Source organism: Streptomyces sp. NPDC013157 (assembly GCF_042899865.1).
Lineage (GTDB): Bacteria > Actinomycetota > Actinomycetes > Streptomycetales > Streptomycetaceae > Streptomyces.
The window spans coordinates 398,643-413,198 of the sequence record NZ_JBIBAK010000004.1 but is presented as its reverse complement, the minus strand read 5'-3'; the positions used below and the strand labels follow the sequence as shown (position 1 = coordinate 413,198).

The 14,556-nt window shown below is 70.2% G+C and carries 11 protein-coding genes; 8 read left to right on the top strand and 3 right to left on the bottom strand.

The genetic code is table 11. The features are described from left to right. Positions 1–52: 52 nt before the first annotated feature. The gene (locus tag ACFY6U_RS15155; protein ID WP_390038234.1) at positions 53–892 is read left to right on the top strand and encodes a DUF4184 family protein; all 840 of its coding nucleotides are present in this window, start codon (positions 53–55) and stop codon (positions 890–892) included. Here ACFY6U_RS15155 and ACFY6U_RS15150 read toward each other — a convergent pair. Both ACFY6U_RS15150 and polA read right to left on the bottom strand, forming a co-directional pair. Beyond that, a complete protein-coding gene (locus ACFY6U_RS15150; RefSeq protein ID WP_390038233.1) occupies positions 828–1,205 on the bottom strand; it encodes a hypothetical protein in 378 nt (125 codons plus the stop codon). The genes ACFY6U_RS15155 and ACFY6U_RS15150 overlap by 65 nt on opposite strands. 464 nt (positions 1,206–1,669) lie before the next feature. Beyond that, the gene (polA, locus tag ACFY6U_RS15145; RefSeq protein ID WP_390038231.1) at positions 1,670–4,396 is read right to left on the bottom strand and encodes a DNA polymerase I; all 2,727 of its coding nucleotides are present in this window, start codon (positions 4,394–4,396) and stop codon (positions 1,670–1,672) included. 192 nt (positions 4,397–4,588) lie between these two features. Between polA and ACFY6U_RS15140 the strand changes: the two genes are divergently transcribed. The 7 genes from ACFY6U_RS15140 to ACFY6U_RS15110 all read left to right on the top strand — a co-directional run bounded on the left by ACFY6U_RS15140 (position 4,589) and on the right by ACFY6U_RS15110 (position 13,715). After that, entirely contained in the window at positions 4,589–6,883 is a 2,295-nt protein-coding gene (locus ACFY6U_RS15140) for an FdhF/YdeP family oxidoreductase (RefSeq protein WP_390038229.1), read from the top strand. Positions 6,884–6,973: 90 nt separating this feature from the next. Beyond that, positions 6,974–7,465 carry a PaaI family thioesterase gene (locus ACFY6U_RS15135; RefSeq protein WP_390038227.1) on the top strand — a complete coding sequence of 164 codons (492 nt, stop codon included), beginning with the start codon at positions 6,974–6,976 and terminating at the stop codon, positions 7,463–7,465. 569 nt (positions 7,466–8,034) lie between these two features. Then, positions 8,035–9,243 carry a branched-chain amino acid ABC transporter substrate-binding protein gene (locus tag ACFY6U_RS15130; RefSeq protein ID WP_390038661.1) on the top strand — a complete coding sequence of 403 codons (1,209 nt, stop codon included), beginning with the start codon at positions 8,035–8,037 and terminating at the stop codon, positions 9,241–9,243. Positions 9,244–9,352: 109 nt separating this feature from the next. Further along, positions 9,353–10,291, top strand: a complete 939-nt coding sequence (locus ACFY6U_RS15125; RefSeq protein WP_351489380.1) for a branched-chain amino acid ABC transporter permease — start codon at positions 9,353–9,355, stop codon at positions 10,289–10,291. Positions 10,292–10,296: 5 nt separating this feature from the next. Next, a complete protein-coding gene (locus tag ACFY6U_RS15120) occupies positions 10,297–12,078 on the top strand; it encodes a branched-chain amino acid ABC transporter permease (RefSeq protein ID WP_390038659.1) in 1,782 nt (593 codons plus the stop codon). Positions 12,079–12,084: 6 nt separating this feature from the next. Beyond that, positions 12,085–13,002 carry an ABC transporter ATP-binding protein gene (locus ACFY6U_RS15115; RefSeq protein ID WP_390038225.1) on the top strand — a complete coding sequence of 306 codons (918 nt, stop codon included), beginning with the start codon at positions 12,085–12,087 and terminating at the stop codon, positions 13,000–13,002. Then, positions 12,999–13,715, top strand: a complete 717-nt coding sequence (locus ACFY6U_RS15110; protein WP_351489386.1) for an ABC transporter ATP-binding protein — start codon at positions 12,999–13,001, stop codon at positions 13,713–13,715. Before ACFY6U_RS15115 ends, ACFY6U_RS15110 begins: the two co-directional genes overlap by 4 nt. A 141-nt stretch (positions 13,716–13,856) precedes the next feature. Here the strand turns inward: ACFY6U_RS15110 and ACFY6U_RS15105 are convergent, their stop codons facing one another. Further along, positions 13,857–14,510: an ANTAR domain-containing response regulator gene (locus ACFY6U_RS15105; RefSeq protein WP_390038223.1), complete on the bottom strand. Its 654-nt coding sequence runs from the start codon at positions 14,508–14,510 to the stop codon at positions 13,857–13,859. Between the last annotated feature and the right edge of the window lie 46 nt (positions 14,511–14,556).

The window sequence follows — 14,556 nt, the reverse complement described above, 5'->3', positions numbered from 1 at the left end:
TACGCGATCACTTGTTCGGCGCGCCGGCCGACGACTGCTTCAGGGGGCCCGGGTGCCGTTCACTCTCAGCCACGCCGCCGCCGTACTGCCCGCCGTACGCGGCGACGGGACCGGGCGCGGGCGGCTGGTGCCGGCGGTGCTCGTCGCGGGTTCCTTCGCACCGGACCTCACCTACTACGCGGCGAGCGCGGTGCCGGACGCGATGGAGTTCGGCGACTTCACGCACTCCTTCACCGGTGTCCTCACCGTCGACGCGCTGTTCGCCTGGGCGTCGGTGGCGCTGTGGCTGCTGGTCCGGGAACCCCTCGTGGCCCTCGCGCCCCGCGCCCGACAGGGGCCGGTGGCAGCGCTGCTGCGCTGCGGGGCGCCACGCGCGCGTGCCGGGCTCTCCGTGGCCGCCTGGTGGTACGTCTCCGCCGTGCTCGGCGCGCTCACGCATGTCGTCTGGGACGCGTTCACGCACCACGACCGCTGGGGGACGCGGCTGATCCCGGCAATCGGCCGGAACGTCGCGGGCATGCCGCTGTACACCCTGCTCCAGTACGGCAGTTCGGCGGTCGGCGCGGCCGTGGTCGCCGCGTTCGCGGTCCGCGCGGTACGGCGGGCGCCGGCCGGGAAGCCGGTGGGGGTGCCGCTGCTGTCGGTACGGGACCGGTGGTGGGCCGGCGCCGGAATCACCGGCTGCGCCCTGCTCGCGGCGGTGCAGCGGGCGGTGCGGTGGTGGGAGTACCGGGGAGCTGTGGCGAAGCCCTGGGAGCTGCTGCCCACAGTGCTCTTCGGAACGGGCGCGGGGCTGCTGCTCGGGGTGCTGGGGTACGCCGTGGCGGTCAGGGTGTGGCGTCCGGCGCCGGTGGCCGACGGCGTGCGGCGGAGTTCTTCGGCCCTTCGGTGAGGCAGGCCACGAACACGGTCATGGTGCGGGGGCGGCGAGGGCCGGGGAGCGCGGTGAGGAGCAGCGCGAGGTAGCTGCGGGCCAGGTCGAACCACTGGCGCAGGCCGGGGCGGGCGCGGAGCCTGCGCCGGAAACGGGTGGCCGCCCGGCGCACGGTGACGGCGAGGTCGGCGGGGATGCGGGCGGAGCTGGCGCCGGCCGCCAGGGCCGGGGCCGACACAGGCGCCGTGACCTGGGAGGAGACAGAGGCGGAGCGGCTTTTGGCCGGGGGCCTGCTCTGGGGCGTCCGGCGGTGAACCATGCGTATACCCATGGCCGCATCCTTGCCGGTGGCGGGGGCCGAGGCGTTCTGACGGGGTCCACGCGAGTGACGGGGCTGCGCCCCTTTTTTACCTCTCCCCCCGCTTGGGCACCGGCGCCCTATTTCTTTCTCCGCCGCAACGGCGAGCAGCCGAAGCGGCGCTTTCCGGCGGTGCCGAACCGGGCGCATCCCGTGGGTCCGGCACCGCCGGGAGCCGCTGTCGTGGCTGAGCACCGTTGCGGCGGAGAAAGGAGGGGCGGCGCCGAGGAGGACGGCGGTGATGGCGCCGCCGAAGGGGCGGAAAGAGGGACGGCGCCGCTCCATCAGGATCGGGAAGCGGCGCCCTCTGTCGGCCGCCTTGGAGACGCGCCCTCTGCCGGCCGCCTTGGAGACGCGCCCTCTGCCGGCCGCCGCGGCAGCGCGCCCCCTGTCGGTCACCTGGGCAGCGCGCCCCCTGTCGGCTCTCGCCGGAGGCGTCAGTGCGCTGCCGACTCCCAGTCCGGGCCCACGCCCACCGAGACGTCCAGGGGGGCCCGGAGGTGGACCGCGTTGGACATCTGGTCGCGGAGGACGGATTCGACCCGGTCCCGCTCGCCGGGGGCGATCTCCAGGACGATTTCGTCGTGAACCTGGAGGAGCATGCGGGACTTCAGGCCGGCCTCGCGCAGCGCGCCGTCCACCCGGAGCATGGCGATCTTGACGATGTCCGCCGCCGTGCCCTGGATGGGCGCGTTGAGGGCCATCCGCTCGGCCGCCTCCCGGCGCTGCCGGTTGTCGCTGTTGAGGTCGGGAAGGTAGCGGCGGCGCCCGAAGAGCGTCGCCGTGTAGCCGGTGGCGCGGGCCTCGTCGACGACGCGGCGCAGATAGTCGCGGACCCCGCCGAAGCGCTCGAAGTACGTGTCCATCAGGGCCCGGGCCTCGCCCGCGTCGATGTTCAGCTGCTGGGAGAGGCCGAAGGCCGACAGACCGTAGGCGAGGCCGTACGACATCGCCTTGATCTTGCGGCGCATCTCCGCGTCGACGGCCGAGCGGTCGACGTCGAAGACCTGGGAGGCGACCGTGTTGTGCAGGTCCTCCCCGGAGGTGAACGCCTCGATCAGGCCCTCGTCCTCGGAGAGGTGGGCCATCACGCGCAGTTCGATCTGGCTGTAGTCGGCGGTCATGAGCGCCTCGAACCCCTCGCCGACGACGAAGCCGCGGCGGATGGCCCGGCCCTCGTCGGTGCGGACCGGGATGTTCTGGAGGTTCGGGTCGGTGGAGGAGAGGCGGCCGGTGGCGGCGACGGTCTGGTTGAACGTGGTGTGGATGCGGGCGTCCGCGGCGACGGTCTTGATCAGGCCCTCGACCGTGACCCGCAGCTTGGCCTGCTCTCGGTGCCGGAGCATGATCACCGGCAGCTCGTTGTCCGTCTGGCCGGCGAGCCAGGCGAGCGCGTCGGCGTCGGTGGTGTAGCCGGTCTTGGTCTTCTTCGTCTTCGGGAGCGCCAGCTCGCCGAAGAGGACCTCCTGGAGCTGCTTGGGCGAGCCCAGGTTGAACTCGTGGCCGGCCGCCGCGTGTGCTTCCTTCACGGCCTGCTGCACCGCGCCCGCGAACATCTGCTCCATCGCTTCCAGGTGCGCGCGGTCGGCGGCGATGCCGTGCCGCTCCATCCGGGCGAGCAGGGCGGAGGTGGGCAGCTCCATGTCACGCAGGAGGTCCGCGGCGCCGACCTCCTGGAGCCGGGCCTCGAAGGCCTCGCCGAGGTCGAGGATCGCGCGGGCCTGGATCATCAGGGCCTCGGCCTCGGCGCCGTCGTCCGCGCCGAACGCCAGCTGGCCGTCGGCCGCGGCGGCCGGCGCCAGCTCACGGTGCAGGTACTCCAGGGACAGCGCGTCCAGGTCGAAGGAGCGGCGGCCGGGCTTGACCAGGTAGGCGGCGAGCGCGGTGTCCATGGTGACGCCGTCGATGGTCCAGCCGTGCTCGGCGAAGACCCGCATGGCGCCCTTGGCGTTGTGGAAGACCTTGGGCCGGGCGGCGTCGGCCAGCCAGGCCGCCCACGCGTTCTCGTCGGCCTCGTCCAGCTCGGCGGGGTCGAACCAGGCCGCCGCTCCCTGGGCCGCGGCCAGGGCGACCTCGGCGACCGAGCCGGTGCCGAGCGCCCAGGTGTCGACGGTGGCGACGCCCAGCGGCCCGGTGCCGTGCCCGGCGAGCCAGCCGGCCAGCTCACCGGTGCCCAGGACGGAGCCGTCGACCTCCACACCCGCCTCGGCGACCGGCGTGGACTCGGCCTCCTCGGCGCCGGGGTCGACGGCGTAGAGCCGCTCGCGCAGCGACGGATTGCGGATCTCCAGGGTGTCCAGGATCATCGCGACGTTCTTGCGGTCGTACGGCGCGCGCTCCAGGTCGGCGACCGTCCTCGGCAGCTCCACGCCGCGCTCCAGCTCGGTGAGCCGGCGGTTGAGCTTGACGGACTCCAGGTGGTCGCGGAGGTTCTGGCCGGCCTTGCCCTTGACCTCGTCGACGCGCTCCACCAGCTCGGCGAAGGAACCGAACTGGTTGATCCACTTCGCGGCGGTCTTCTCGCCGACGCCCGGGATGCCGGGGAGGTTGTCGGACGGGTCGCCGCGCAGGGCGGCGAAGTCGGGGTACTGGGCGGGCGTCAAGCCGTACTTCTCGAAAACCTTCTCCGGGGTGAACCGGGTCAGCTCGGAGACGCCCTTGGTCGGGTAGAGGACCGTGGTGTGCTCGGTGACCAGCTGGAAGGAGTCGCGGTCGCCGGTGACGATCAGGACCTCGAAGCCCGCGGCCTCGGCCTGGGTGGCGAGGGTGGCGATGATGTCGTCGGCCTCGAAGCCCTCGACGGCGAAGCGCTGCGCGTGCATGGCGTCGAGCAGTTCGCCGATCAGCTCGACCTGGCCCTTGAACTCGTCCGGGGTCTTGGAGCGGTTCGCCTTGTACTCGGTGAACTCCTCGGAGCGCCAGGTCTTGCGGGAGACGTCGAACGCCACCGCGAAGTGCGTGGGCGCCTCGTCACGCAGGGTGTTGGCCAGCATCGACGCGAAGCCGTAGATCGCGTTCGTCGGCTGGCCCGTCGCGGTCGTGAAGTTCTCCGCGGGCAGCGCGAAGAACGCGCGGTACGCCAGCGAGTGCCCGTCCATGAGCATCAGCCGGGGACGGGGGCCGCCGGGGGTCTTGTCGGTCTGCTTCGCTGCTGTCTCTGCCACGCCCCCGATCCTGCCACGCCGCACTGACAGTGAGGGCCGACGGTTCGGGTTGCGGCGCCCCGCCCCTCTCGGGCATCGCTCTCGGCAAACACTGGTTCCGTTCCCGTGCGCGGACCGTGCTCGATGGTTGTCGCCGGCGCGTGCGAGTATCGGGTGCACATGGCAGGTGCCGGCGTAGAGGGAGAGCGTGCGATGGCGACGAAGCCGCCCAAGGAGGATCCGGTCCAGGACGCGCCGCAGGTCGCGGAGCCGAAGCACGCGGCCGCGGGGCTGCCCGCCATCGGCCACACGCTGCGCATCGCCCAGCAGCAGATGGGTGTGAAGCGCACCGCGCTGACGCTGCTGCGCGTGAACCAGAAGGACGGCTTCGACTGCCCCGGCTGCGCCTGGCCGGAACCCGAGCACCGGCACACGGCCGAGTTCTGCGAGAACGGCGCCAAGGCGGTGGCCGAGGAGGCCACCCTGCGGCGGGTGACCCCCGACTTCTTCGCCGCGCACTCGGTCGCCGACCTGCACCACCGCAGCGGTTACTGGCTCGGCCAGCAGGGGCGGCTCACCCACCCCATGTATCTCGCCGAGGGCGCCGAGCACTACGAGCCGGTCGACTGGGAGCGCGCCTTCGACATCATCGGCGAGGAGATCGCGGCCCTCTCCTCCCCCGACGAGGCGGTCTTCTACACCTCGGGGCGGACCAGCAACGAGGCCGCGTTCCTGTACCAGCTGTTCGCCCGCGAGCTGGGCACCAACAACCTTCCGGACTGCTCCAACATGTGCCACGAGTCCTCGGGCTCGGCGCTGAGCGAGACGATCGGCATCGGCAAGGGCAGTGTCAGCCTCGAGGACCTGTACAAGGCCGACCTGATCATCGTCGCCGGGCAGAACCCGGGCACCAACCATCCCCGGATGCTCTCCGCGCTGGAGAAGGCCAAGGCCAACGGCGCGAAGATCATCAGCGTCAACCCGCTCCCGGAAGCCGGCCTGGAGCGGTTCAAGAACCCGCAGACCCCGCAGGGCATGGTCAGGGGCGCCGCCCTCACCGACCTGTTCCTGCAGATCCGCATCGGCGGCGACCAGGCCCTGTTCCGGCTCCTCAACAAGCTGGTGCTGGAGACCGAGGGCGCGGTCGACGAGGAGTTCGTGCGCGAGCACACCCACGGGTTCGAGGAGTTCGCGCAGGCCGCCCGCGCCGCCGACTGGCACGAGACGCTCACCGCCACCGGCCTCACCCGCGCGGAGATCGAGGAGACCCTCGGCATGGTGCTCGCCTCGCGGCGCACCATCGTCTGCTGGGCCATGGGGCTCACCCAGCACAAGCACTCGGTGCCGACGATCCGGGAGGTCGTCAACTTCCTTCTGCTGCGCGGCAACATCGGCCGTACCGGCGCGGGCGTGTGCCCGGTCCGCGGCCATTCGAACGTGCAGGGCGACCGCACGATGGGCATCTTCGAGCGGCCGGCCCCGGCCTTCCTGGACGCCCTGGAGAAGGAGTTCGGCTTCGCGCCCCCGCGCGAGCACGGCTTCGACGTCGTCCGGGCCATCCGCGCGCTGCGCGACGGCGAGGCGAAGGTCTTCTTCGCGATGGGCGGCAACTTCGTCTCCGCGACGCCCGACACGGAGGTCACCGAGGCGGCGGTGCGACGGGCACGGCTGACCGTGCACGTGTCGACGAAGCTCAACCGCTCGCACGTCGTCACGGGCGCGCGGGCGCTGATCCTGCCGACGCTCGGCCGGACCGAGCGCGATCTCCAGGGCAGCGGGGAGCAGTTCGTCACCGTCGAGGACTCCATGGGCATGGTGCACGCCTCGCGCGGCCGCCTGGAGCCCGCGAGCCCGCACCTGCTGTCGGAGCCGGCGATCGTGTGCCGGCTGGCCCGCCGGGTGCTCGGTGAGAACAGCCGTACGCCGTGGGAGGAGTTCGAGAAGGACTACGCGACGGTCCGGGACCGTATCGCGCGCGTGATCCCCGGCTTCGACGACTTCAACGCGCGCGTGGCGCACCCGGGTGGCTTCGCACTCCCACACGCCCCGCGCGACGAGCGGCGCTTCCCGACGGCGACCGGCAAGGCGAACTTCACCGCGGCCCCGGTCGAGTACCCGGAACTGCCCGAGGGGCGGCTGCTGTTGCAGACGCTGCGCTCGCACGACCAGTACAACACCACGATCTACGGCCTGGACGACCGCTACCGGGGTATCAAGAACGGCCGTCGGGTGGTCCTGGTGAACCCGGAGGACGCGCGGCTGCTGGGCGTCGCCGACGGGTCGTACGTGGACCTGGTCGGTGAGTGGAAGGACGGTGTGGAGCGCCGGGCGCCGGGCTTCCGGGTGGTGCACTACCCGACCTCCCGGGGCTGCGCGGCCGCGTACTACCCGGAGACCAATGTGCTGGTGCCGCTCGACTCCACGGCGGACATCAGCAACACCCCGGCCAGCAAGTCCGTGGTGATCCGCCTGGAGGCCGGTGTGCCGCACCCGCGAGCCGCCGTCTGAGCGCCCGCTCAGCGCGTCTGGAAGAATCGGCGGCCTACTGAGCGTTTGCTCAGTCGGGAGAGACAGCCGCACGACGAACGGAGCCGGCCCATGGGCGAGCAGCAGCACGTGAAGTTCCCGCAGGAGGTCATCGACGAGTACGCCTCGCTCGGCATCGACCTGCGGGCCCTGTTCTCGGCGGGCCACCTCGGCAACCGTATGGGCGTGCAGATCGTGGAGGCCTCGGCGGAACGGGTCGTCGGCACCATGCCCGTGGAGGGCAACACCCAGCCGTACGGGCTGCTGCACGGCGGTGCAAGCGCGGTGCTGGCGGAGACCCTGGGCTCGGTCGGTTCGATGCTGCACGGCGGCAGTTCGAAGATCGCGGTCGGTGTCGACCTGAACTGCACGCATCACCGCGGGGCCCGCTCCGGTCTGGTCACCGGCGTGGCCACGCCCGTCCACCGGGGTCGGTCCACGGCGACGTACGAGATCGTGATCAGCGACGAGGAGGGCCGGCGGGTGTGCAGCGCGCGCCTGACCTGCCTGCTGCGTGACGCGCGCCCGGGCGACGAGGCCCATGTCCGGGGCGCCGGCGCCTGACCCGCACCCCCGGCGGGACGAAGGACCTCGGCGCCGCACGCCGAGGTCAGCGCCCGGTAAGAGAGCGGCAGGGAGGGCAGTGAACGGCCGGCGGCACCGCCGGCCACCTCGCCGGGAAATGCGAAAAAGTTCCGAAGGCTTGACTTTCTTTCCTCGGCGTAACTCTACGTAATACGCGTGTAATCCACATTCGCTGTTTCACCCCAGTTCCCGGGGCCCGTCGCGTCTCCCGCCCGCTCCGAAAGTCGCCCACAGCAACGGCCGGGCGTCATGGCCAAAACCGTCGAGACGCCTGAACGGATCATGCCGGGTCCTGCAGGTTCTCAGAATGCGGACGGGGCGAATCGGGCTCAATTCCTGCTTTCCCCCCACGATGTACCGCTCTGCATTACCTCGTGTCATAACAAGAGCGTCACAGCCTTCGACAAGCACTCCTCCCCGTTCCTCACCCGCGCTTAGAGTCACGGCCAGTCACCGCTCCATAGGGAGTTCGGTACCGGCGCGGCACCCGTCGTTCCCTGCGAGGGGGCGCATGCCCGCGGAAAGGATCGATTGTGCGACAGCGTTCTCTGGTGATTCTTACCTCCGTGCTGACCACCGGAGCCCTGACCCTCACCGCCTGCGGCTCCCGCGACGACAACAGCAAGAGCGGCGACAGCGGCAACGTGACGGTCACGATCGGCGTCGACGCCCCGCTGACCGGCCAGAACTCCGCCACGGGTCTCGGCATCCAGTACGGCGCCCAGATCGCCGTCGACGACGCCAACAAGAACAAGACCGTCCCGGGCGTCACCTTCAAGATCAAGGCGCTGGACGACAAGGCGATTCCGGCCACCGGCCAGCAGAACGCCACCCAGCTCGTCTCGGACAAGACGGTGCTCGGCGTCGTCGGCCCGCTCAACTCCGGTGTGGCCACGCAGATGCAGCAGGTCTTCGCCACCGCCAACCTGGTGGAGATCTCGCCGTCCAACACCAACCCCGAGCTGACGATGGGCAAGAACTGGCAGACCAGCCCGTCCCGTCCGTTCAAGACGTACTTCCGCACCGCGACCACCGACGCCCTGCAGGGCGCCTACGCGGCGGACTACGCGTACAACGGCGCCAAGAAGAAGAAGGCGTTCGTCGTCGACGACAAGCAGACCTACGGCGCCGGTCTGTCGAAGATCTTCTCGGAGCAGTTCGCCAAGCAGGGCGGCAAGGTCATCGGGACCGACCACGTCAACACCGGCGACCGCGACTTCTCCACCCTGGTCACCAAGATCAAGAACTCGGGCGCCGACATCCTCTACTACGGCGGCCAGTACGACGAGGCCCAGGTGCTGACCAAGCAGCTCAAGGCCGCGGGCGCCAACATCCCGCTGTTCGGCGGCGACGGCATCTTCAGCGACACCTACATCAAGACCGCCGGCAAGTCCGCCGAGGGCGACCTCGCCACGTCGATCGGCGTCCCGGTCGACACCCTGCCCGCCGCCAAGGACTTCGTGGCCACCTACAAGGCCAAGAAGTACCCCGGTGACTACGGCACCTACGGCTCGTACTCCTACGACGCCACCAACGCGATCATCAAGGCCGTCGGCAGCGTCGTGAAGGACGGCAAGATCCCGGACGACGCCCGCTCCCAGATCGTCGACGCCGTCCAGAAGAACACCTTCGACGGCATCTCCGGCAAGATCGCGTTCGACCAGTACGGCGACACCACGAACAAGCAGCTGACCGTCTACAAGGTCGTCAGCGGTGCGTGGAAGTCGGTCCAGAGCGGTGTGGCCACCCCGAAGTAACCAGCCGAAGCACAGAGCAGTACCAGGGCCGCGCGGCGCAGACCACCGTCACCGCGCGGCCCGCCCTCTACCGCCCCCCTGACTCTCCCCACCACATGGAGGCCATGCGGTGAACACCCTGCCGCAGCAGCTGGCCAACGGGCTGTTCCTCGGCTCGATGTACGGTCTGATCGCCATCGGCTACACGATGGTGTACGGCATCGTCCAGCTCATCAACTTCGCCCATGGCGAGATCTTCATGACCGGAGGCTTCGGCGCCCTCACGGTCTACCTTCTCCTGCCGGACGGCATATCCATGTGGGTTGCCCTGCCGGCGATGCTCATCGGCGGAGCCCTGGTCGCCGTTCTCATCGCCGTCGGCGCCGAACGCTTCGCCTACCGTCCGCTGCGCGGCGCACCACGCCTCGCCCCGCTGATCACCGCGATCGGCCTGTCGCTCGCGCTCCAGCAGGCGGTCTTCAACTGGTACCACATCGACGGCGACGCCAAGACCGCCCGGGTCTTCCCGCAACTGCCGTTCGGACCGCTGCACATCGGCTCCGTGACCGTACAGAGCGGTGACATCTTCCTGATCATCGCCGCCCCGCTGTGCATGGCGGTCCTCGCCCTGTTCGTCCGGCTCTCCCGCACCGGCCGCGCCATGCAGGCCACCGCCCAGGACCCGGACACCGCCCAGCTGATGGGCATCGACACCAACCGCATCATCGTCATCGCCTTCGCGATCGGCGGCTTCTTCGCGGCCGTCGCCGGTGTCTCCTACGGCCTCAAGTACGGTTCCGTCTCCTACGACATGGGCTTCATCGCCGGTCTGAAGGCGTTCACCGCGGCCGTCCTCGGCGGCATCGGCAACATCTACGGCGCCATGCTCGGCGGCCTCGTCCTCGGGATCGCGGAGGCCATGGCCACCGCGTACATCGCCAACATCCCCGGCATGCAGCAACTCGGCGGCGGCGGCTGGGCCTCGGTGTGGGCCTTCGTCCTGCTGATCCTGGTGCTCCTCTTCAGACCACAGGGTCTGCTCGGCGAACGCGTCGCGGACAGGGCGTGAGCAGCATGACCGACACCACCACCATCTCCCCGGCGGCGCCGGAGCGCGGGCCCGTCCCGCTGCCCCTGTCCGTCGCCCGGCTGCTCGTCGTCGTGGGTGCCGTGGGCACCATCGCCAGCACCTTCATGAGCTGGACCTGGACGTCCGACTTCCCCGGCGACCTGACGGTCTACGGCTACCCGGCCGGCCTGCAGATCCTCGCCCTCGTGGGCGGCGCCCTCACCCTGCTGTTCGGGCTGACCCTGTGGGACGTCAAGTGGCTGCGCTGGCTGAACCCGGCGGGCGCCACCTCCCCGGTCTTCCTGACGGCCCTGTCGGCGTTCGCCGTCTGCTGGTTCACCGGTATCGCCATCGCCGTCGACCTCGGCGGCCTGGTCAACCTCGACCCGGGCGCCTACGTGGCGATGGCGGCCTCCGCGCTGCCCGTCGTCGGCGCCCTCGCCCTGCCCCACCCGGCGCCGGGCACCGGCTTCCGCGGCTACCTGACCAAGCCTCAGCTGCCCGCTCCCGGCAAGGCGTCGCCGCTCGTCGAGCGCCTCGTCCTCACGGTCGGCGTCGCGCTCGGCCTGCTGGCCTTCTCCTACGGCATCGGCATCGACAACGACGCCAGCGAGACCTTCATCGGCTACCTGCTGCTGCTCGTCTTCGCCGCCTGGGGCCTGATGCACACCGGCCTGGTCGACCGCTTCGCGACCACCGCCGCGCACCACAAGGGATTCGCCTCGGCGCTCGCCTTCGTCGCGGCCGTGATCTTCCCCTTCACCCAGAACGACGACCACAACGCCAACGTCGGCGTGAACATCCTGATCTTCGCCACCGTCGCCCTGGGCCTGAACATCGTGGTCGGCCTGACCGGTCTGCTCGACCTCGGTTACGTCGCGTTCCTCGGTGTCGGCGCCTACGCGGCCGCCCTGGTCTCCGGCTCGGAGTACTCCCGGTTCTCCGGTGTGCACTTCCCGTTCTGGGCCGCGGCCCTCACCGGCATGGCCGCCTCGCTGGTCTTCGGTGTGCTGATCGGCGCGCCGACCCTGCGGCTGCGCGGCGACTACCTGGCCATCGTGACACTCGGCTTCGGTGAGATCTTCCGCATCACCGTCAACAACCTGGACGGCGACTCCGGACCGAACATCACCCGCGGCCCCAACGGCATCACCCAGATCCCGGACCTGAACATCTTCGGGTTCAACCTGGGCGAGTCGCACGACGTCCTCGGGCACACCCTGGGCCGGTTCGCCAACTACCTGTTCCTGATGCTCATCGTCACGGCGATCGTCGTGCTCGTCTTCACCCGCGCCGCCGACTCCCGTATCGGCCGCTCCTGGATCGCCATCCGCGAGGACGAGACCGCCGCCACCGCCATGGGCATCAACGGCTTCCGCGTCAAGCTGATCGCCTTCGCCCTCGGCGCCTCCCTCGCGGGTCTCGCCGGCACCGTGATGGCGCACGTCAACTACAGCGTGAACCCGCAGCCGTACCAGTTCGCCGGCGCCGCTCCGCCCAACTCGGCCTTCCTGCTGGCCGCCGTCGTCCTCGGCGGCATGGGCACCGTCAGCGGCCCGCTGCTCGGCGCGAGCGTGCTCTACCTGGTCCCGGAGAAGCTCCAGTTCCTGCAGAACTACGAGCTGTTCGCCTTCGGCGTCGCGCTGATCCTGCTGATGCGGTTCCGGCCGGAGGGCATCATCGCCAACCGCCGCCGTCAGCTGGAGTTCCACGAGACCGGCCAGCTCGACGTACCGGCACAGGTGACGCTGAGCGACGATCCGGCCGTCACCAAGGCAGGGGCGTAAGGAACCATGACGACACCTGTACTCGAAGCCCGTGACGTCACGATGCGCTTCGGTGGTCTGACCGCCGTCCGGTCCGTGGACTTCACGGTCAACAGCGGCGAGATCGTCGGCCTGATCGGCCCGAACGGCGCCGGCAAGACCACCTTCTTCAACTGCCTCACCGGCCTGTACGTGCCCACCGAGGGCACGGTCTCCTACCAGGGCAAGGTGCTGCCGCCCAAGCCGCACCTGGTGACGCAGGCGGGCATCGCCCGGACGTTCCAGAACATCCGGCTCTTCGCCAACATGACCGTCCTGGAGAACGTCCTCGTGGGCCGCCACACGCGGACCAAGGAGGGGCTGTGGTCCGCGCTGCTGCGCGGTCCCGGCTTCCGCAAGGCCGAGAAGGAGTCCGAGGCGAAGGCCATGGAGCTCCTGGAGTTCATCGGCCTGGCCGCCAAGCGCGACCACCTGGCGCGCAACCTGCCCTACGGCGAGCAGCGCAAGCTGGAGATCGCCCGCGCACTGGCCAGCGAACCGGGCCTGCTGCTGCTCGACGAGCCGACGGCCGGCATGAACCCGCAGGAGACCCGGGCCACCGAGGAACTGGTCTTCGCCATCCGGGACAAGGGCATCGCCGTCCTCGTCATCGAGCACGACATGCGCTTCATCTTCAACCTGTGCGACCGGGTGGCCGTCCTCGTCCAGGGCGAGAAGCTCGTCGAGGGCACCTCCGACGTCGTACAGGCGGACGACCGGGTCATCGCCGCCTATCTGGGCGAGCCCTTCGAGGGCGACCCCGGGGCGGCGGAGGCGGCCGACGTCGAGGCCGCGGAGGCCGCCGCGGAGGACCGGACCGCCGACGCGGCCCCGGCCACCGACGCGGAGGACGCCGGCGCGGAGAGCACCGAGGCGGACAGCACCACCAAGGGAGAGGCCCAGTGACCGCACTGCTGGAGGTCGAGGACCTCAGGGTCGCCTACGGCAAGATCGAGGCCGTCAAGGGCATCTCGTTCAGCGTCGAGGCCGGTCAGGTCGTGACCCTCATCGGCACCAACGGCGCCGGCAAGACGACGACCCTGCGTACCCTGTCGGGGCTGCTCAAGCCCTCCTCGGGGAAGGTCGTCTTCGACGGCAAGCCGCTCGGCGGGGTCCCGGCACACAAGATCGTCGCGCTCGGGCTCGCCCACTCCCCCGAGGGCCGGCACATCTTCCCCCGCCTGACCATCGCGGAGAACCTGCAGCTCGGTGCGTTCCTCCGGAAGGACAAGGCGGGCATCGAGAAGGACATCCAGCGCGCCTACGACCTCTTCCCGATCCTGGGCGAGCGGCGCAAGCAGGCCGCGGGCACCCTCTCGGGCGGTGAGCAGCAGATGCTGGCGATGGGTCGGGCGTTGATGTCCCAGCCGAAGCTGCTGATGCTGGACGAGCCGTCGATGGGGCTGTCGCCGATCATGATGCAGAAGATCATGGCGACGATCCTGGAGCTGAAGTCGCAGGGGACGACGATTCTGCTGGTCGAGCAGAACGCGCAGGCGGCGCTGTCGCTGGCCGACCAGGGGCATGTGATGGAGGTCGGCAACATCGTGCTGTCGGGCAGTGGGCAGGATCTGCTGCACGACGAGTCGGTTCGTAAGGCCTATTTGGGCGAGGACTGACGGCCGTGGGGTCACTGCGGGCCGGATGGGGCTGGTCGCGCAGTTCCCCGCGCCCCTTACGGGGCGCTGCCCTGAGCGGCGCTGCAAAGGCCCGTGCTCCCTTCTCCGGAGCACGGGCCTTGGTGTTCGTGCGTGTGCGGGTCAGCCCTTGCCGGACTTCTTCTCCTCGCTGTCCGCGATGACCGCCTCCGCGACCTGCTGCATCGACATACGGCGGTCCATCGACGTCTTCTGGATCCAGCGGAACGCAGCCGGCTCCGTCAGGCCGTACTCGGTCTGCAGGACGGACTTCGCGCGGTCGACGAGCTTGCGGGTCTCCAGGCGCAGGGTGAGGTCGGCGACCTCCTTCTCCAGCTGCCGCAGCTCGTTGAAGCGGGAGACGGCCATCTCGATCGCCGGGACGACGTCGCTCTTGCTGAACGGCTTGACCAGGTACGCCATCGCGCCGGCGTCCCGGGCCCGCTCGACGAGGTCGCGCTGCGAGAAGGCGGTGAGCATCAGGACCGGGGCGATGGACTCCGCGGCGATCTTCTCGGCCGCCGAGATGCCGTCGAGCTTGGGCATCTTGACGTCGAGGATGACCAGGTCGGGGCGGTGCTCGCGGGCCAGCTCGACGGCCTGTTCGCCGTCGCCCGCCTCGCCGACGACCGTGTACCCCTCCTCCTCCAGCATCTCTTTCAGGTCGAGCCGGATCAGGGCCTCGTCCTCGGCGATGACGACACGGGTCGTCAGCGGAGGCACGTGCGACTTGTCGTCGGGTGCGTCGACTGGCTGGGGCGACTCGGCGGCGGTCACGGGGGCTCCTCGTTCAGGGCAGGGGTACTGCTGACAAGAGCCTACC

What these genes read in the sequence shown, in the direction of transcription:
- ACFY6U_RS15120 (WP_390038659.1), top strand. Translation starts at nt 10,297, where the DNA reads ATGACCGACACCACCACCATCTCCCCGGCGGCGCCGGAGCGCGGGCCC.
- ACFY6U_RS15150 (WP_390038233.1), bottom strand. Translation starts at nt 1,205, where the DNA reads ATGGGTATACGCATGGTTCACCGCCGGACGCCCCAGAGCAGGCCCCCG.
- ACFY6U_RS15140 (WP_390038229.1), top strand. Translation starts at nt 4,589, where the DNA reads ATGGCGACGAAGCCGCCCAAGGAGGATCCGGTCCAGGACGCGCCGCAG.
- ACFY6U_RS15115 (WP_390038225.1), top strand. Translation starts at nt 12,085, where the DNA reads ATGACGACACCTGTACTCGAAGCCCGTGACGTCACGATGCGCTTCGGT.
- ACFY6U_RS15135 (WP_390038227.1), top strand. Translation starts at nt 6,974, where the DNA reads ATGGGCGAGCAGCAGCACGTGAAGTTCCCGCAGGAGGTCATCGACGAG.